The 16,782-nt window shown below is 57.1% G+C and carries 18 protein-coding genes and 2 tRNA genes; 6 read left to right on the top strand and 14 right to left on the bottom strand.

Going from position 1 to position 16,782, the window contains the following annotated elements; translation table 11 throughout:
• Positions 1-8 precede the first annotated feature (8 nt).
• The 3 genes from hprK to pfkB all read right to left on the bottom strand — a co-directional run bounded on the left by hprK (position 9) and on the right by pfkB (position 3,967).
• Entirely contained in the window at positions 9-944 is a 936-nt protein-coding gene (gene hprK, locus EKM88_RS07505; protein WP_125704776.1) for an HPr(Ser) kinase/phosphatase, read from the bottom strand.
• Positions 945-1,088: 144 nt separating this feature from the next.
• A complete protein-coding gene (locus tag EKM88_RS07500) occupies positions 1,089-3,038 on the bottom strand; it encodes a fructose-specific PTS transporter subunit EIIC (RefSeq protein WP_125704774.1) in 1,950 nt (649 codons plus the stop codon).
• Positions 3,038-3,967: a 1-phosphofructokinase gene (gene pfkB, locus EKM88_RS07495; RefSeq protein ID WP_125704772.1), complete on the bottom strand. Its 930-nt coding sequence runs from the start codon at positions 3,965-3,967 to the stop codon at positions 3,038-3,040. Before pfkB ends, EKM88_RS07500 begins: the two co-directional genes overlap by 1 nt.
• A gap of 111 nt (positions 3,968-4,078) precedes the next feature.
• Here pfkB and EKM88_RS07490 point away from each other — a divergent pair, with 111 nt between their 5' ends.
• Complete coding sequence (locus tag EKM88_RS07490) at positions 4,079-4,840, top strand: MurR/RpiR family transcriptional regulator (RefSeq protein ID WP_125704770.1); 762 nt, start codon at positions 4,079-4,081, stop codon at positions 4,838-4,840.
• 58 nt (positions 4,841-4,898) lie between these two features.
• Here EKM88_RS07490 and EKM88_RS07485 read toward each other — a convergent pair whose 3' ends face one another.
• The 5 genes from EKM88_RS07485 to EKM88_RS07465 form a co-directional block, all read right to left on the bottom strand.
• Complete coding sequence (locus EKM88_RS07485; protein WP_125704768.1) at positions 4,899-5,237, bottom strand: phage holin family protein; 339 nt, start codon at positions 5,235-5,237, stop codon at positions 4,899-4,901.
• Complete coding sequence (locus tag EKM88_RS07480) at positions 5,237-5,521, bottom strand: hypothetical protein (protein ID WP_125704766.1); 285 nt, start codon at positions 5,519-5,521, stop codon at positions 5,237-5,239. The genes EKM88_RS07485 and EKM88_RS07480 overlap by 1 nt, the downstream gene beginning before the upstream one ends.
• 51 nt (positions 5,522-5,572) lie before the next feature.
• Positions 5,573-7,048: a daptomycin-sensing surface protein LiaX gene (liaX, locus tag EKM88_RS07475; protein WP_125704764.1), complete on the bottom strand. Its 1,476-nt coding sequence runs from the start codon at positions 7,046-7,048 to the stop codon at positions 5,573-5,575.
• A 139-nt stretch (positions 7,049-7,187) separates the two neighbouring features.
• The gene (locus EKM88_RS07470; protein WP_125704762.1) at positions 7,188-7,610 is read right to left on the bottom strand and encodes a GNAT family N-acetyltransferase; all 423 of its coding nucleotides are present in this window, start codon (positions 7,608-7,610) and stop codon (positions 7,188-7,190) included.
• 94 nt (positions 7,611-7,704) lie between these two features.
• A complete protein-coding gene (locus EKM88_RS07465) occupies positions 7,705-8,082 on the bottom strand; it encodes an iron-sulfur cluster biosynthesis family protein (protein WP_125704760.1) in 378 nt (125 codons plus the stop codon).
• A gap of 352 nt (positions 8,083-8,434) precedes the next feature.
• Between EKM88_RS07465 and EKM88_RS07460 the strand changes: the two genes are divergently transcribed.
• On the top strand, positions 8,435-8,752 hold the full coding sequence (locus tag EKM88_RS07460) for a bacteriocin immunity protein (protein WP_125704758.1): 318 nt from the start codon (positions 8,435-8,437) through the stop codon (positions 8,750-8,752).
• A 60-nt stretch (positions 8,753-8,812) separates the two neighbouring features.
• Here EKM88_RS07460 and EKM88_RS07455 read toward each other — a convergent pair whose 3' ends face one another.
• From EKM88_RS07455 to nrdD, 3 genes are all read right to left on the bottom strand, one after another.
• Entirely contained in the window at positions 8,813-9,046 is a 234-nt protein-coding gene (locus EKM88_RS07455; protein ID WP_125704756.1) for a hypothetical protein, read from the bottom strand.
• Positions 9,047-9,147: 101 nt separating this feature from the next.
• The gene (locus tag EKM88_RS07450; RefSeq protein ID WP_125704754.1) at positions 9,148-9,498 is read right to left on the bottom strand and encodes a hypothetical protein; all 351 of its coding nucleotides are present in this window, start codon (positions 9,496-9,498) and stop codon (positions 9,148-9,150) included.
• 89 nt (positions 9,499-9,587) lie between these two features.
• A complete protein-coding gene (gene nrdD, locus EKM88_RS07445; protein ID WP_125704752.1) occupies positions 9,588-11,774 on the bottom strand; it encodes an anaerobic ribonucleoside-triphosphate reductase in 2,187 nt (728 codons plus the stop codon).
• A 236-nt stretch (positions 11,775-12,010) separates the two neighbouring features.
• Between nrdD and EKM88_RS13315 the strand changes: the two genes are divergently transcribed.
• Positions 12,011-12,181 carry a hypothetical protein gene (locus EKM88_RS13315; RefSeq protein ID WP_164512043.1) on the top strand — a complete coding sequence of 57 codons (171 nt, stop codon included), beginning with the start codon at positions 12,011-12,013 and terminating at the stop codon, positions 12,179-12,181.
• Between the two features lie 120 nt (positions 12,182-12,301).
• Here the strand turns inward: EKM88_RS13315 and EKM88_RS07440 are convergent.
• Both EKM88_RS07440 and EKM88_RS07435 read right to left on the bottom strand, forming a co-directional pair.
• Positions 12,302-12,374 (bottom strand) — tRNA-Ala (locus EKM88_RS07440).
• A 19-nt stretch (positions 12,375-12,393) separates the two neighbouring features.
• Positions 12,394-12,466 (bottom strand) — tRNA-Ala (locus tag EKM88_RS07435).
• Positions 12,467-12,788: 322 nt separating this feature from the next.
• On the opposite strand from EKM88_RS07435, the gene EKM88_RS07430 reads away from it, so the two are divergent.
• The 3 genes from EKM88_RS07430 to EKM88_RS07420 are packed head-to-tail and all read left to right on the top strand — an operon-like array spanning position 12,789 to position 15,228.
• The gene (locus EKM88_RS07430; RefSeq protein WP_125704750.1) at positions 12,789-13,184 is read left to right on the top strand and encodes a hypothetical protein; all 396 of its coding nucleotides are present in this window, start codon (positions 12,789-12,791) and stop codon (positions 13,182-13,184) included.
• Positions 13,185-13,228: 44 nt separating this feature from the next.
• Entirely contained in the window at positions 13,229-14,752 is a 1,524-nt protein-coding gene (locus EKM88_RS07425) for a flotillin family protein (RefSeq protein WP_404819965.1), read from the top strand.
• 2 nt (positions 14,753-14,754) lie between these two features.
• A complete protein-coding gene (locus EKM88_RS07420) occupies positions 14,755-15,228 on the top strand; it encodes a hypothetical protein (protein ID WP_125704748.1) in 474 nt (157 codons plus the stop codon).
• 321 nt (positions 15,229-15,549) lie between these two features.
• Here the strand turns inward: EKM88_RS07420 and EKM88_RS07415 are convergent, their stop codons facing one another.
• Positions 15,550-16,713 carry an MDR family MFS transporter gene (locus EKM88_RS07415; protein ID WP_125704746.1) on the bottom strand — a complete coding sequence of 388 codons (1,164 nt, stop codon included), beginning with the start codon at positions 16,711-16,713 and terminating at the stop codon, positions 15,550-15,552.
• Positions 16,714-16,782: the final 69 nt, after the last annotated feature.

Genomic DNA, 16,782 nt, shown 5'->3' with positions numbered 1-16,782 from the left:
CTCCTTCGTTAATCCGCGGAATTCGCTTGGATCAGTTTATTCAGATTGTTTTCAAATGTCTTGGTGGCATCGTACCCCATCGACTTGGCGCGGAAGTTCATCGCGGCGACCTCGATGATGGACGCGAGGTTGCGCCCGACCTTGACCGGGATGACGATCTTCGGCACAGCGACATCAAAAATGGTCTGCGCCTGCTCCCCAGAGCCCAGCCGGTCAAACTGCTTGTCCGGCGTCCAGTTCTCCAGGTGCACGATCAGGTCGATGCTAGTGCGCGAGCGCACGGCACCGGCACCAAACAGGTTCATGACATCGATGATGCCGAGCCCCCGGATCTCCAGCAGGTGCGAGAGGATCGCCGGCGCCTCGCCAATGATAGTCTGCTCGTCTTGCTGGTACACATCCACGCGGTCATCGGCGATCAACCGATGCCCCCGCTGAATCAACTCCAGTGCCGTTTCGGACTTGCCGACCCCGGAGTCCCCGGTGATCATCACACCCAGCCCGTAAAGGTCAACCAAGACCCCGTGCATGCTACGGCGTTCGGCCAGCTGGCCTTCGAGATAGTCCGTCATCAGGCTGGACAGCCGCGTCGTCGAAAGCTTCGACCCCAGCACCGGAATATGTGCAGCCCCGGCCGCCGTCAGCATTTCCGCCAGCGGTTCAATGCCGCGCGACACCAAGAAGGCTGGCGTGTCTTCCGTTGCCATCCGGCGCAGGATCACGAGCCGCTCCTCCGAGGTCATGTTGCGGGCAAACGCGCTTTCCGTGCGCCCGAACAGCTGAACGCGCTCGTGGGGGTAGTAATTGAAGTAGCCCGTCAACTCCAAGCCGGGCCGGGAAATATCCGACACGACCACCTTGCGTTCATCCAGATACTCTTCGCCACTGTATACGGTCAGGTGCGTATCCGTGACCAGTTGGCGCACCGAAACACTGTCTACCATCGGTTCCACCTGTCTTTCGCCATAATTATCTCTAAGTTTATCATCGTTTGCCTTCGGATAACAGAGGGGCAGCCCGTCGACCGAATATCACCATTCCCCAGACATGCAAAAACCCGCTTTGCATATGCAAGCGGGTCATGCGATTCATTGCTTGAACAGTGTCAGAATCTGTAGCGGCGTCGAGGCTGCCTTAAGCCGCTCGACGAACTGCGGATGCGTCAGCAACTTCGCTGTGTTGCTCAAATAGCGTAAGTGGTCACCATCATCGTGTGCCGGAATTAAGAAGCTGATCATCGTGTCAACTGGTTGCTGATCGAAAGTCTGCCATTCGATCGGTCGGGTCAGTCGAACAACAAGCATCGCAGAGCGCTTAATGGTCGCATCCTGTGCATGGGGAATCGCAATCCCCTGCTCCATCCCAGTCGAGCCTTCGCTTTCGCGGTGCAGATACTTCCGATAGACCGCCTCAGCATCTGTGGCCAAGCCGTTTTGTACCGCAAGTTCAGCAAGTTGATGGAGGGCATCGTCACGGTCTTTTGCGGTGAGGTCCAAGACGATGTTCGCCTCTGTTAGGATCTGCCCCCAATCACTGGTCACACTATCGCTGTCCTTGTCAGCCTCCGTCGCAGCCGGCGCAATTGCCGTTGCGGCTTCATCACCAGTTAAACCCGCCATGCTGACCACTGGTGCAACAGCATTGTGCTTTTTCGAGGCGCGACCGGCCACAATTGCCAGCAGTACACCCGAGACCAGTGACCCGATCAGGATATAGAGCACCCACATCACAGGATGCGTGACCAACGGCAGCACGATAAACCCTCCGTGAGGCGCTGGAACTTGCACCTTACCGACGTAGGTCAACGCTGCGGCAATTGCAGAGCCGAGCATGAAGCAAGGAATGTTGATCAGTGGATTCTTAGCGGCAAATGGAATGGCCCCTTCGGTGATGTGCGTGGACCCCAGTAAGAAATTAACATAGCCGGCACTGCGTTCATCACGCGTGTATGCCTTCTTGTTCATCAGAACGGCAAACCCTGTCGCCAGTGGTGGTGCGATGCACGCCGCAGAGACCCCCGCCATGAAGAACGCATTGCCTTGTGCCAACAGCGCGGTCCCGGTTAGGTAAGCCGCCTTGTTGATTGGCCCACCAAAATCAAACGCACACATTGCACCGACGACGAGCCCCAGGATAATTGGGTCTGAGTTCTGCATCCCCTTCAGGAAATCCATCATACCAGTGTTGATCGCTGCCATCGGCTTGGTGATCAAGAACATCAGTGTCCCGGCGATGAAGACCCCCAAGACTGGGTAGAGGAAAATTGCCTTGAGGCCTCGAAATTCACGGTCAGGTAGCGGTGCAAGAAGATGCTGCAGAATCAAAACGACCGCACCAGCAATATAGCCACCAACGATCCCGCCCAGGAACCCAGTGCCCCCATTGAGGGCCAGCATCCCAACGGCAAAGCCAACGATCAGGCCACTGCGCTTCGCGATTGCTTCCCCAATGTAGGCACACAGCACTGGAACCATTAGTCCCATTGTTGTGCCCCCAATATTGTTCAGCATCGCCGCAAATGCGTTATACTGCTCGTTCTTCGGATCAGCAGAATAGATGCCCCAGAAGAATGAGATCGCAACGAGAACCCCACCGGCTACAACCAGCGGCAACATGTGGGACACCCCGTTCATCAAACTTGTGTAAATCAAGTGGCCAATACTTTCGCCACCACGCTTGTCATCGCCGTCCGCCGCCTTACGTGCCTGACTAGCCTTGTATACCGGCGCGTCAGGTGCCAGCGCTTCATCGATCAACTTCTTAGGATCCTTGATCGCCGCAGCGACTGGAACCATCACAACTGGTAGCCCGGCAAAACGATCAGCGTCAACATCAATATCTGATGCCACCACGACCGCGCGCGCATTATCAATTTCTTCTTGGGTCAACGGGTCATCAACCCCCGTCTGACCATGAGTCTCAACTTTGATCGTCAGCCCCATCTTCTGCGCTGCTTGCTCCAGTGCTTCTTGCGCCATGTAAGTATGCGCGATCCCGGTCGCACATCCCGTGGCACCAATCAGATCATACTTGGCCATTATGCTTCCTCCCTTGTGACGACAATCTGGTCGCGTAAATCATCTAAATCCTCAAATGTTGTGAGCCAACTGCGCCGAGCCGTATCACTTCCAGCCGCAATCGCTTCTCGCAGATTATCGGCAACTGGTTTGCCCGCGACCCAACCGCCGACGAACGTTCCGAGCATCGTATCACCAGCGCCTGCCGTATTCAGCACGGCAATCTTTGGGGCGTTACCAACAAAGCACCCGGCCTGCCCAACGAAGATTGCCCCGTCCTCACCGCACGACAGCAAGACGTTTTGCGCCCCCCGATCAACCAGTCGCGTCGCCATCTCGATCCGCGCCGTGGTGTCGTGGGATGGCGGCTCTCCGAACCAGCTCGCTAGTTCGGTGTCATTCGGCTTGATCAAAAACGGGCGATACTGCAATGCGTCAAGCACGGCTGGGTAAGAAGTGTCGATCACGAACCTGAAATGACGTTGCGCACTCAGCTGTGCAATCGTGACGATCACTTCGGGGCGGATACCCTGCGCAAAGCTCCCCGAAAGGATCAACAGATCGTCTGTACCAAGGCGATCGAGCCGTTCAAGTAACTGGTGCAATGCCGCAGCGTCGACAGCTGGTCCGGGGTTGACCAGTTTGAACTCTTCATTAGTCTCTGACACATGGGTAAACACGTTGATCCGTGTGATCCCGCCAGCATCGATAAAATCGTTAGCAATCCCAGCGCGCTTCAACTCAGCGACAATATGGCCGAGTGTGAACCCGCCACCAATCCCCAGAGCTTGATTTTCAATGCCCAGTCGATGAAGAATAAAGGAGACGTTCACTCCCTTACCGTTAGCTTGGACATCGGCCCCCGTCGTGCGATTCACGGCGCCTTCCTTCATCTGCGGCGTTGTAATGAACAAGTCAATCGCCGGATTCAGTGTTAAAGTATAAATCATAATTGTGTCCCTCCTACCTTCGACAATTATCATAGCGCCCTCAGTGGCGTACATGTTGCCAGAATTATGCGGTGGGACCCGTGAATCTGAAAAAGTTTTCAGGAGGCTCATATGACCGTTAAGCTAAGTGCCACCGAGCAGTACTTGCGCAACGTGATTGCCAAGAACCGCAACCAGATTGCCAGCATGTCAATCGTGCAGTTCAGCGAATTCGCCAACGTATCCACCGCAACCATCGTGCGAACAATGAAGAAGCTAGGCTACTCCGGCTATACCGACTTTCGCCATTCCCTACTGAGCGAAGCCAAGGAGGATCAAAAGTATGCTGTCCTACGCGATGCAGACGACAAGATCAAGCAAGTCATTACAATGAACCAGCAAGAGGTCAACCGGACAATTGCTAACCTCGACATCAGTGCGATCGAAGATGGCGTCCAACAGCTGCACAGCGCCGACATAATCTATGTGTTCGCACGCGGGCTCTCCGAGACGATTGGAGAGGAAATGGCGCTCAAGTTACAGCTGCTAGGCAAAAATGCGCAATTTTACAGTGACCCCAACATCATCCGCATCATCGCCGGCCGAACAAAGCCTGATGCCGTTGCGATCATCGTAACCTTGAACGGCAAAACGCCAGAACTGGTCGAAGCCGCTCAGACACTCAATGTCCGTAATGTGCCAGTAATGACGATTACGACGAACGAGGATTCCCCGATCGTGCAGTACACCGACATTCTCTTCAACGGCTATAAGTCAGAAATGTCATATTTCCCAGACTACGAGGTGCGCTCGCGCTTACCGATTCAAGTAATTGGGCGAATTTTGCTCGATTCCTACGTCGTGCGTGAAGGCAACCATTCAGACATCAGTTGATGCATCAAAAAAGTCTGACTCCAAGGTAGGAGCCAGACTTTTTGGTGTGTCGCGCTTATTAGTTGTTCGGTTCGCCCAGCGTTGCGTTGACCACGCTCAAGACGATGGCGAGCAGGAGCTTGGCCCCAAAGCTCGCGAAGATGATCCCGTCAACGAACCAGGTCATCATCGTCAGCATGAACGCGTTGAGGATCAGTAGGAACAGGCCCAAGGTCAAAAGCGTCAGCGGGAAGGACAACACCTTCAGGATCGGCTTAACGAGCCCGTTCAGGACCCCGAGCACCACCGCGCCAGTCACCGCAACGGCAAGGCTGGCCACGTAGAGCTGGGCGGGAAAGAGCTGGCTGTAAACGACGAAGACAAGCGTCGTCAGCAGGACTTTGCGTAAGAATCCCATCAGAAGTCACTCCAGTCGTCATCGTGGTGCGCCGGCTTGGACTTGGCTTCTTCATGCACATGTTGCGCCATCTTGCGCTCAGGCTTCACGTACTGCTGCCAGTCCGTGTGAGTGTGGTGGGTCGTCTGTGGGCCGCGTGCGCTTCGCCGGATGAGCCACCAAATCAGCAGGCCGATCAAAACCGGCCAAAACAGGATGTGGACCAAGGCGAAGCCGATCATCAACACGACCATGATCACGAGCCCAACGATGAACAAAATAACGGGGATCATGAGAAATGGCATATCGGTTGTCTCCTTTTGAACGGAAACGCCGGCAGCTCGCCGGCGTTTCGCTTAATGAATGGGATCAGTGTCTTTGAGTAAAATCGTCCCGCTGGTCGTGGTGACTTTCAGCTGGCCTTCGCCCGTCCCGGGCCGGTCCAACGACACGGACTTGGCCTTACCAGTCACATCGACCCCCGCCATGCGGCTCTTAACGCCGCCAAAGCGTGTGCGTGCTTCGCCGCTCACCGCCACCGTCACGGGCAGCGCCACTTTGACGTTCCCGTTGACGGAGCTTGCCGTCAGCTGCTTGAAGTCACTGGCCAGCGTGGTGCGAATGGTCCCGTTGACGGTCTGCAGGCTCAGCGTCTTCGCATCGGTCTGCGCCTTGATGTCCCCGTTGACGGTTTCCAGCACCAGGTCGTGCACGGCGCCGTTCGTCACCTTGATCGACCCGTTGACGTCTTCTGTTTCGAGCATCACCGCGGTCAGGTCGTTGAAGGTCAGATCCCCGTTCGTGCTCTTAACGTACAGATCCTTGCCGCTCAACCCGTTGATGGTCAAGCCGCCGTTGAGTAACCGAACAGCCACGTGGTCGTAATCACGCTTCGGCAGGTGGATAGTCAGATCCGCCTGCACGCGCCGGTTCGGCACCTGGAAGACCAAGTGATCATCGGTGGCCTCAATGCGGCTGCGGTCAAGGAACGCCTGTAGCGGCGTATCGGCCTGCATTTTGCCGAACAACTTGACGCTTGCATCGACCTGAATGCCGGCCTGCGCCCAGGTATCAATGGTGATGTCCCCGTTGGCGACCTTCAGATCCAGGATGGTTGCAGCACTGTCAGGAAAATCAAAGGTGTGGCTGAACCGCTCGGTCGCCAAGCCTGGCACCCGCACGGTCACATCCTTCCAGTCCACGTTATCAAGGACATTGCCCATAGTCTTTTTGACCAGTGAACCGATTTGGCTCGTGGCCTCGTTGACCGTTTTGCCAATGTCGGACAGCGCGTCCTTGGCTTGGTCCTGCCAATCATCCGGCAAGACCTTGTCGGTAAAGTGTTTCTTATTAATGAGGTGCTTCTCGCGGTTCAGGTCGGCGATCTGCGCCTTGAGCGTCTCCTGCTGGGCCTTGAGGGTCTCCAGCTGGGTCTTGAGCGCCAGGTTCTCCTGTTTGAGCTGACCGCGCTCCTGGTACTTGCCATCAGACAGCGTGTCGAGGTCTTCCATCGTGTCCAGCACGATGATCTGCTCGGCATTGGCCGACAGCTTGGTGGTCACATTCTTCACTTGGGCATCGGTGGCATCCAACGCGCCGGCCAGCTCGGCCAGCTTCGTGTTGAGGTCAGCAAGTGCCTCCTCATCGGCATCTGGCGTCGCCGCTTCCGGCGTCGGATCGGTGTGGGGCAGGTCTGGCTGATCAATCGGCGACTTGGGGGTGTCTGCGGTTTGGGCCGTTGCTTTCGCAAGATTTTCCAGCAACACCAAGGCTTCTTCGCTGGTGATCACCCCTTGCTTCACTAATTCTAGGATCCGTTCACGTTCATTCATGGTATTACCTCCACGTATTGACTGCCTCTGTATCTCTAGTATGCCAGCCGGCGTCAATGAATGCATAGGTCCTAAGGTTGATTTTTGCCTCCGTCGCGGGGAAACCAAAACCCGGCCTAAGCCACAGACCGGGTTTTCCTCAATAGCGTGGTTCCAATAACCGCCGCGGCCGCACGAACGTGGTGGTTTGCGTTTCCTGACCCGCCAAGAACCCCGCCTTAGCGTAAAAGTCACGCAGCGCTGCGTTGTCGCAGACCACCACGATTCGGGCCACCTGCTTGAAGTAATCATCGAACTGCGCCAGTAACTCGCGCCCGATGCCTTGATGTTGATAATCGGGCAACACCACGAGGTCTTGAATGAAGGCCACCGTATGCATATCCGAGATGCCGCGAATCGCGCCGACCAGCTGGCCGTCATCGCGTGCCGTCAAGAGGGTAGAGTTCGCGATGCCCCGGGCGGTCTCGGCCACATCCTTGAGGTAGCCCGTCAACCCGGCCCCGCCATACAACGCCTTGATTTCATGAATCGTCAGGGCAGATTCAAACGTGTACTGCAACAAAAAAACTCCTCCTCAATGCTTATTCGCCGGCTGAGCCGCCGATAACACGATGATTCTACACCACCGCTCAGCAAATAGGAAGGGTCTTTGGGCCTCAGCGCGCCGGATTGATGACGCTGTTTGGCGCAGTGAAATCGATGAAGCCGAGGTTGCTATCGATCATGCCCCCGTCACCGGTCAGGCTCATCGTGTTCGCCGCCTCATTCAGATGAACCGCCATGTGGTCATCCAGGTCCTCCGTCGAGTAACCTTTGATCAAAACCGGCCCCAGGTTACTGTCCACCGTTGTATCATAGGCCGTCAGATCCGCATCTGCGGCGACCACGTTCAGCGTAAACTGCACCTGCATGTGAATCATCGCGTGCTGTGAGTAAGGGCCAACGCCATCCTCAAATGTCATCAAGAGCTGCTTGCCCGCCACTAAGTGTGGCGTCAACTTGGCCATTGCGGCCGCATCGAACTGAATTTCCATCGTATCACCTCCATGCCCACAGCCTAATCGCCCGCGCGCCGAAAGGCAACCAAACCACCTCGACCGCTTTGTTTTACAGACGGAACGCGTTTTTTTAAGCCATGTTAAGGAATTCTTCACCTACGCTGGCGGATTTCGTCACACTTTCTTCACAAACCGGCGTTACATTATAACCATAGAAATGAGCCACCCACTCATTTCCATACCCATACCCAACTTTTTCATTTTTACTCCTCCAAAGTAAAAATCACCGGTGAGCCACCCACTCACCGGTCAATCCTTACTCCTTAGCCGCCACCCACCCAGTGGCGGCTATTTTTTGTGTTATACTCGCCTCATTGGAGGGATAAGGATGTCTGAAAAACTGTTTAACCTCGTTGACGCCGCCTACGCCGAAGACTACCCCGGTGACTTGGACGCGCCTTACCACGCGCTTTTGCTGCACGCCGCAGCGGCCCTGCAAAACGCGACCCCGGAAGAAGCGGTGCGCCTCAGCCTGTACACGGCGCTCAACCAGCTACCCTACTTCCGCCCGATGACCTTACCGCCAGCCGGCCGCGCCCTATATGGCACCCTTCACGTGCTGTACCGCGACATTGACGCCAAGAAGCTGCGCCACGCCGCGCTGGGCTACGGGCTGATCGCGGCTAGCGGGACCTGGCTATCATGAGACACAAAACGGACGACCGATGCGGCCGCCCGTTTTGTGTCTCACTGTTCTGATAGTGCATTACCGTGACTTGCGCCGGCTTGCCGTGAACGCGGCCGCCCCGACGGCCAAGCCGCCCAGGGCCAGCCAACCGAGAAGCGCCTGCTGCTCAAGCTGATCGGCGTCCGTGGCCGCCAGTGCAACGGCTGTGCGCGGATGCGGCTGAGTCGCAGCGGCCACCCGCTGTGTTTGCCCCCAACCGCTCAGCAACAAGCCCAAGCCAATGACCCCTAATCCCTTCAACCAGCGCTGCATGACGCGACCTCCTTGTGTTTTCGATGCTTCTATCGTACCGCGTCCGCTCAGGAAGGCAACGAACGCTTCTGTCACCCGGCTGTAAGCGTCGCCGTGCGCCGTCACAAGGCAGCCTGCTCAGCCACCAACGCCGCCATCGCAGCCTGAACCTGCCGGCGCAAGGGGTAAAACTGCGGCGGGGTTTGCTGGCTCAGGCGCAAGCCCTGCACCCCGACCCCGGTAAAGTACGGCTGCAAGTCCGCCGCGGTGCGATTCAACCTGGCAGCCAGCTGCCAGAGCTGCGCGAGCTCACGCCGCCGCTGCGCGTTTACCCACGCTTCAAACGCCCATGCGGCCAGCAACACCACCGGGGTCACATTGACCAGCCACGCTGGGCTGTTCAGCAGCATGAACGTGAACGGTAGCCCCACCAGCGTCACCAAGCGGCTCGCGATCACCAAAACTTTTCTCATTTTGCCAACCTCCAATTGTCTGTGTTCAGTATACCGGCACACAAACGCCCCCACCTCAGTCGTAAGACTGAAGTGGAGGCGTGATTAGGTTAGGCCTGGCCGGCTAGATCGTCATTGCCGATGGTCATGTGCTTCTTGCGGTGAATGATCTCCTCTTGGCGGCCGTGCACCATCGGCCGCTTGTTCGGGTTGCCGAGGTAACCGCAAAGCCGCTTGACCACGTCACACTGTGCCGGGTCGTGATTGCCACATTCCGGGCACTCGTAGCCCTTCTCCGTGGCCTTGAACTCACCCTTGAAGCCGCAGGCGAAGCACTGGTCGATCGGCGTGTTCGTGCCCAGGTAGCCAACCCGGTCGTAGGCATAATCCCAGACGGCTTCCAGCGCCTTCGGGTTTTGCTTCAGGTTCGGATACTCGCAGTAGTGGATGAACCCACCGGCGCAGTACTGCGGGTAATCCTTTTCAAAGTCAAGCTTCTCAAACGGGGTTGGTGCCTTGCGCACATCATAGTGGAACGAGTTCGTGTAGTATTCCTTGTCCGTGATGTCCTTAACGCTACCAAACCGGCGCTTGTCCGCGCGCGCAAAGGTGTCCGTCAACGATTCGGACGGCGTGGAGTAAACGGAGAAGTGGTAGCCGTACTCCTTTTCCCAGTCGACGCAGTGGTCGTAAAGGTCCTTCACCACATCCAGCGTGAACTGCTTGGCCTCAGGATCTTGTTCCCACGCGTGGCCGTAAAAGACCGTACCGACCTCGTACAGCCCGATGTAGCCCAGGCTGACCGTTGCGCGACTGTCCTTGAACAGCTCATCGACCTTCTGATCGTCGGCCAGACGCTTGCCGAACGCACCGTACTTATAGAGGATCGGTGCGGATTCCGGTGTCGCTTCCTTGGTGCGTTCCACCTTGTACACCAGTCCCTGCTTGCAGATCGCCAAGCGCTGCTCAAGCAGGTCCCAGAACTTCGCCTTGTCGCCCTTGGATTCCATCGCAATGCGCGGTAGATTCAGCGTAATGACCCCGAGGTTCATGCGCCCGGCGTTGACTTCTTCACCGGTTTGCGGGTCGGTCCAACCCTGCAGAAAGCTGCGGCACCCCATTGGCGCCTTGAAGCTGCCGGTCAGATCAACGATTTTGTCATAGGACAGCACATCCGGGTACATGCGCTTGGTCGCACATTCCAGCGCCAGCTGCTTGATATCATAGTTGGGGTCCGTTGCGTTCAGGTTCAGGCCGCGTTTGAGCGTGAAGACGAGCTTCGGGAAAATTGCGGTGCGCTTCTCCTTACCGAGCCCATCGATGCGGATCTTCAGAATGTCCTGCTGGATCTCGCGTTCGATCCAGCTCGTGCCCAAGCCAAACCCAACGGTCACAAACGGCGTCTGCCCCTGCGTCGAGTACAACGTGTTGACCTGATACTCCAGCGTCTGCAAGGCATCATAAATGTCCTTGCGCGTGCGGCGCTTGGCGTAGGCGTCCGCCGTTTCGGCGTCCGCGGTCAGCTCCTTGGCCTCCTGCAGGTGCTTCTCGTAGTTCTTCTGGGCGAATGGCGCCAGCACTTCATCGGTGCGGTCACTGGAACAGCCACCGTACTGGGAGCTCGCAACGTTGGCGATGATCTGCGTCATCTGCGTGACTGCAACTTGAATCGAATGCGCCGGCTCCACTTCGGCGTTCCCGATGCAGAACCCATTGGTCAGCATCTCCTTGAAGTCGATCAGACAACAGTTGGTTTCCGCCATGTACGGGGTGTAGTCCAGGTCATGCCAGTGAATGTCGCCGCGCAGGTGGGCGTTGGCCACGGCTGGCGGGAGCATTTTCAACCCAATGGCCTTAGCCACGGCCCCAGCCGTCAAATCCCGCTGCGTGGAAAAGACGCGGGAATCCTTGTTGGCGTTCTCGTGCACCACGGTTGAGTCCCGGCTGAGCAGCTTCTCCACATTGTAATTCACATCGGACTTCTTAGCGCGCTCGATATCGCGCTGCACGCGATAATCCGTGTACGCCTTGCCCCAATCGTACTCGTGCGCATTCAAAAGCGCCTCTTCGACGATGCTTTGGACCTCCGCGATCCGTACGTCCTTATCAAAGCGGTCGCAAATCGTCGCGACGGCATTATCGGAGATCTGCTCGATTTTGGTGTAATCGGTCGGTGCCAGTTCACCATCGACCGCGATCGCCGCCTTGGTGATCGCCTTGGTGATCTTTGCCTGGTCGAAGCGCACCTTACGGCCGTCACGCTTTTTGAGATTAATGCGTACTTTCAGATCGATCATGTGCAAAACATCCCTTCTGTTCAATAGCACTATTCTAGCACGGATACACCATATATGGGGTAATAAATCGCTTTTTTCGCCAAATTAGCTATATATTGTGTTGCGAACAATTCGATATTGTGCATTGTTCCACAGCTCAAGCCGGCCGCGCCGCTGTTTCTCAGCCTTCGGGCGGATTTCACTTGCCCCCCGCAACACGGTATACTGAACTTATCAGAAACGGAGGCACACCACTTATGGATAAAGCACAACTGAAACAACTCGGCGTGATCGTTGCGATCGTCATCCTCGCCTTGATCCTCTTACCATTCATCACCGGCTTGATCGGCCTCGCCATCAAAGTCGTCCTCTTCTTGGCGGTCGTGTACGGCCTGTACTGGGCGTACGAAACCTACCTCAAGAAGTGAGCCAAAACCTGCCGCGTGCAGGTTTTTTTATTTGCGCACCAGCAGTCGCACCTCCGAGCACCGCAAAGTGCGCACTAAAAAACCGCAGATCAATTGATCTGCGGTGCGGGTGGAACCTTCTGGAGACTAACGGGATCGAACCGTCGACCTCTTGCATGCCATGCAAGCGCTCTCCCAGCTGAGCTAAGCCCCCGGAATAAAAGTATTGCTAATGGATCTGAACAGATTCGAACTGTCGACCTCCTACATGCGAAGCAGGCGCTCTCCCAACTGAGCTACAGACCCAAAACACAAGTAATATTGTAGCATATCTAGCCGCGCTGTAAAGTCCTTTTTCTCGAAGCGCGCCGAAATCGCAAGCGCTTCACCTGCAACGACACGCCGCCTCGCGCAGGTGTCACGATTTGGGCGCAACTTTTCAAAAGTTGCGTGTGAACGCGCGACTAATCATGCTATTATCAAGGCGAGTGACACACTTCCCTCGGCGCACGACGCAAACGTTGTCGCCCCTCCCGCTTCAAGGGGTGCGGGTTCAAGTCACTTGGCCAAACAGCCAGTCTGCGTGGCCCACGATTCTCTGCACTTTGACCTGAAAGGAAGTGCCGGCATGTTCACTTGGTTCTCCCATCTCACCGGCCCGTGGCCCTGGCTCATCGGCCTCGTCGGCGTTGCCATCGCCCTGGTCGTGCTGTGGATCTGTCTCACGGTGCTCCTGCTTCCCCTGCTGGCCCTGATCCAGCGTCTGCTTGCGCCGGCCGAAAATTCGACCAGCATCAGTGACGACCAGTACCTGATCGGCACGCTGACGCTTTCTGTTGCCCCTGATCACACCGGCGAGGTAATGATTGCCGGCGGCGGGCGGGCGCGCCAGACTTATCCGGCCAAGCTGTGGACCGCGGATGGACCGGCACTCAAGCGCGGCGAGCAAGTCGTCGTAGTCGACGTGACCCACGGCGTCGCGTACGTCGAGCGCTTCACGGCCACCACACCGTTTCACCCGTAAGGCATCACTCGCACCGCCATTTTTCATTCAAGGAGGATTCACCAATGGATTTCACCCCATACATCCCATGGCTGATCGCCGTGGTCATTCTGATTCTACTATTTATTTTCCTCGCCACGCACCGCAAGACGGCGTTGCCTAACGAAGTGCTGATCATCTCCGGGGCGCTGATTTCGGGTAAGCACAGCTTCAAGGACGTGAACGGCAACCGGGTCAAACTCATCACCAACGGCGGGTCATTCATCCTGCCGATCCTGCAGCGCTGGGACGTGCTCAGCCTGAACACCCGAACGATCGAGGTCGCGACCCCAGAAGTCTACACCCAACAGGGCGTGCCGATCATCGTCAACGGGACCGTTATCCTGAAAATCGGGTCCAGTCAAGAAGAGGTCGCGACCGCGGCCGAACAGTTCCTGGGCAAAAACGACGAGCAGATCAACTCAGAAGCCACAGAGATCCTCGAAGGGCACCTTCGCGCGATCCTCGGGACGCTGACCGTTGAAGACACCTACCAGAACCGTGACGCCTTCGCTGAAAAAGTGCAAGACGTCGCGTCCTCCGACCTGGCGAAGATGGGCCTGCAGATCATCAGCTTCACCATCAAGGACATCGCCGACAAGAACGGCTACCTCGATTCGCTGGGTAAAAAGCAAATCGCCGAGGTGAAGAAAAACGCGGCCATGGCGGAAGCGGCCGCCAACCGCGACACCCGCATCCAGCAGGCACAGGCAGATCAAGAGGCCAAGCAACAGGAAATTGAGCGCCAGACCCAAGTGGCCGACGCCCAGCGCGAGCAGCAAGTGCGCATGGCCGATTTTAAGAAGCAACAAGAGATCGCCCAGGCGCAAGCCGATCAGGCCGCCATCGTCGAGCAGATGAAGGCCAAGCAGGTGCAAAAGGAAAAAGACATCGAGCTCGCCCAGCGTGACGCCGAGCTGCAGGAGCAACAGTTGAACGCCACCGTGCGCAAGCAAGCTGATGCCGATCTGTATAAGGCCCAGCGTGCCGCAGACGCGCAAAAGGCGGCGCAGATCGCTGCCGCGGAGGCCTCGGCTAAGCAAGTTGAGCTTGCCGCCGAAGCGGACGCCAAGAAGGTCGAACTAGCTGCCCAAGCGGAGGCCAACAAGGTGAAGCTCGCCGCCAGCGCCGACGCGGAGCGCACCGAAAAGATTGGGCAGGCGGAAGCCGCAGCCACCACAGCCACCGGGCAAGCCGAAGCGGCGAAGATCAAGGCGATGGGACTGGCCCAAGCCGAAGCGATCGCCAAGCAGGCCGAAGCGGCCAAGCAACTGGATGAATCCGGCCGCTTCAAGATGACCATCGAGGCCATGCCAAAGATCATCGAGGCCGCCATGAGCCCGTATGCCAATGTCGATTCCATCAAGCTCTACGGGGACGGCGACCTGACCGGCCAGACCAACGGTAACTTGGTGAAGCAGTTGGACATGCTCAATGAAGTTGCCGGCATCGACATTCGCGGCATGCTTAACGGGGCCTTGACCCAGCAAGCCGGCAACAAGCCGATCGTTGACGCCCTGAAGGAACCCGCCGAAGCGCAGAAGGACTGATCATGTTCGAAGTGCTCGTTTTTGCCCTGATCATTGGCTATGCGTTGGTCAAAAACTCCGGGTTGCTCACGGATGCGGCCGCCAAGCGGCGCAGGAAACAGTGGCAGCAACGCCAAGCCGAAGCCCAGCGCACCGCTGACAAGCGCAGCCAAGCCCCGGCACAGCAGCCCGCCGCCAAGCGCCGCCAAGCAGCGCCCCAGCCAATCGTCGCAACGCGCAATCAAGCGGTCGTGCACCCGTCACCAGCGCGCCAGCAGGCGACCAAGTCGCCAGTGTCGCCGCACCCGACTGACCACCGCACCACCCCAACGTCATCGACTGCCAAGCCTCAACCGGCCCCTGCTGCGCCGCGCACCACGCGCCCAGCCGCCCGGCCGGCCCACGAATCCGCCTTGCAGCGCGACGCACGCTTGCACCGCAAGCCGCTGCGCCCACCAAAGACGCGGTTGACCCCGCCGCGTCGCCGGCTCAAGTAGCCGGTGCCGAACTGGGGCCAATCACTGCGCCGCACGCACTCGCCTTCCCGCGAGTGCGTGCGGCGTTTGTCGTTCCAGTACCCCTTGGCGCGGCGCCATCGACCAGGCAACTCGCGCACAAAAAAAGCCGCTATGGGCAGTAGCGGCCTGAGGAGTAAGGGTTGGTCGAGTGTCACCACCCGACGATTTTTACTTTGGAGGAGTAAAAATGAAAAAGTTGATATGGGTATCAAGCGAGTGGGCAGCTCGTCTTGATAAATACAGCTTATCGTGAAGATGTGAAGAAATTGTGAATTTTTCAATATAAAGTTATGAAGTACATTAGTTATTGTTAACGGTTTTAACCTGCCAGCTGAAACACGCGATAGCGGCGAAGAGGATGCAGGCGAGCATGAAGAATAGAATGTGGTAGCTCAGCGCCTCAATCAAAAGCGCCCCCACCAGCGGCCCCACGGCCCGCCCGGCAGACGCAAACATCTGGACGTACCCCTGGAAGCGGCCCTTTTCGGCAAACTCGGTGTGCATGTCCACAAAGGTCGAGACGCTTGGCAGGGCCAGAATTTTGCCCAGCGTCAGCACGCCCATCGCCAGCATGAACAGCCAGTACTGTTGCGCCACGATCAGCAACAAAAACGCCGTGCCAAACAGGGTAAACCCCACGCCCAACCGCAAGCGGATGTGGGTCGTCAGCCAATCGTCGAAGTGGGTTAGAATCGGCTGACCCAGCACGATCAGCACGGCATTAAAGGTCCACAGGAAGCTGTAATCCCGCACCGTCATGCCGAGGCCCAACATGAACGTCGAGATGTTGGACTGCCACTGTTCATAGGCGACCCAGGTCAAAAACAGGGTCATCAATAGCAGGATGATCGAGGTCTGATACGGATTAGGACGCCGAGCCCCGGCCGCCACGACGCGGGACTCGCGCTTCTCGCGCACCACGTTAAAGTGGAATAAGGCGACCAAGAAAAAAATAGTAAACAGTGTGAACGCTAAAGTGAAAATGTATTGAATGCCCAGCGGTAACACGAAGCCAACGATCAGTGTCCCGATCACCAGGCCGAGGTTGGACATGAAGTACAGCACGTTGAACACGTAGCTGGTCCGCTTGGTGGTCGCCAACGTGGCGTAGGAGTTCACCGAGGTGGCAACGATCCCATTGCCGAACCCGAGCGCGATCAAGAAGATGGGGTACGCCGGCCAGCCGTGCCAGAAGATCAGACACCCGCTCGAGAGCACCGCCAGCCCAATGCCACACAGGATGGTGCGGTACGGCTGCCAGGCATCAAACAGGCGACCGCCGACGTAGTTGCCCAGCATCATCGCGACGGAGTTGAAGAACAGCACGATGCCCGACACGGTCAGCGACTCGCCCAAGTACTCGTGCATGTAGATCGTCGTCAGCGGCCAGATGAAGCTGATACCCGTATTGGTGATCAGCGACCCCAAGAATAACCATTTCAGTGTCAGCGTTTTGCGCGCCATCGTGTGTCCTCCTATCTTTTTTCTGAAAACTCACTTCCTCCATTCTACCGATTCGCCTTCACTTTGCAT

The organism is Lacticaseibacillus daqingensis (assembly GCF_003946115.1).
Lineage (GTDB): Bacteria > Bacillota > Bacilli > Lactobacillales > Lactobacillaceae > Lacticaseibacillus > Lacticaseibacillus daqingensis.
Note: the sequence above shows the minus strand (reverse complement) of the source record. Positions and strands in the feature narration are given on the sequence as shown.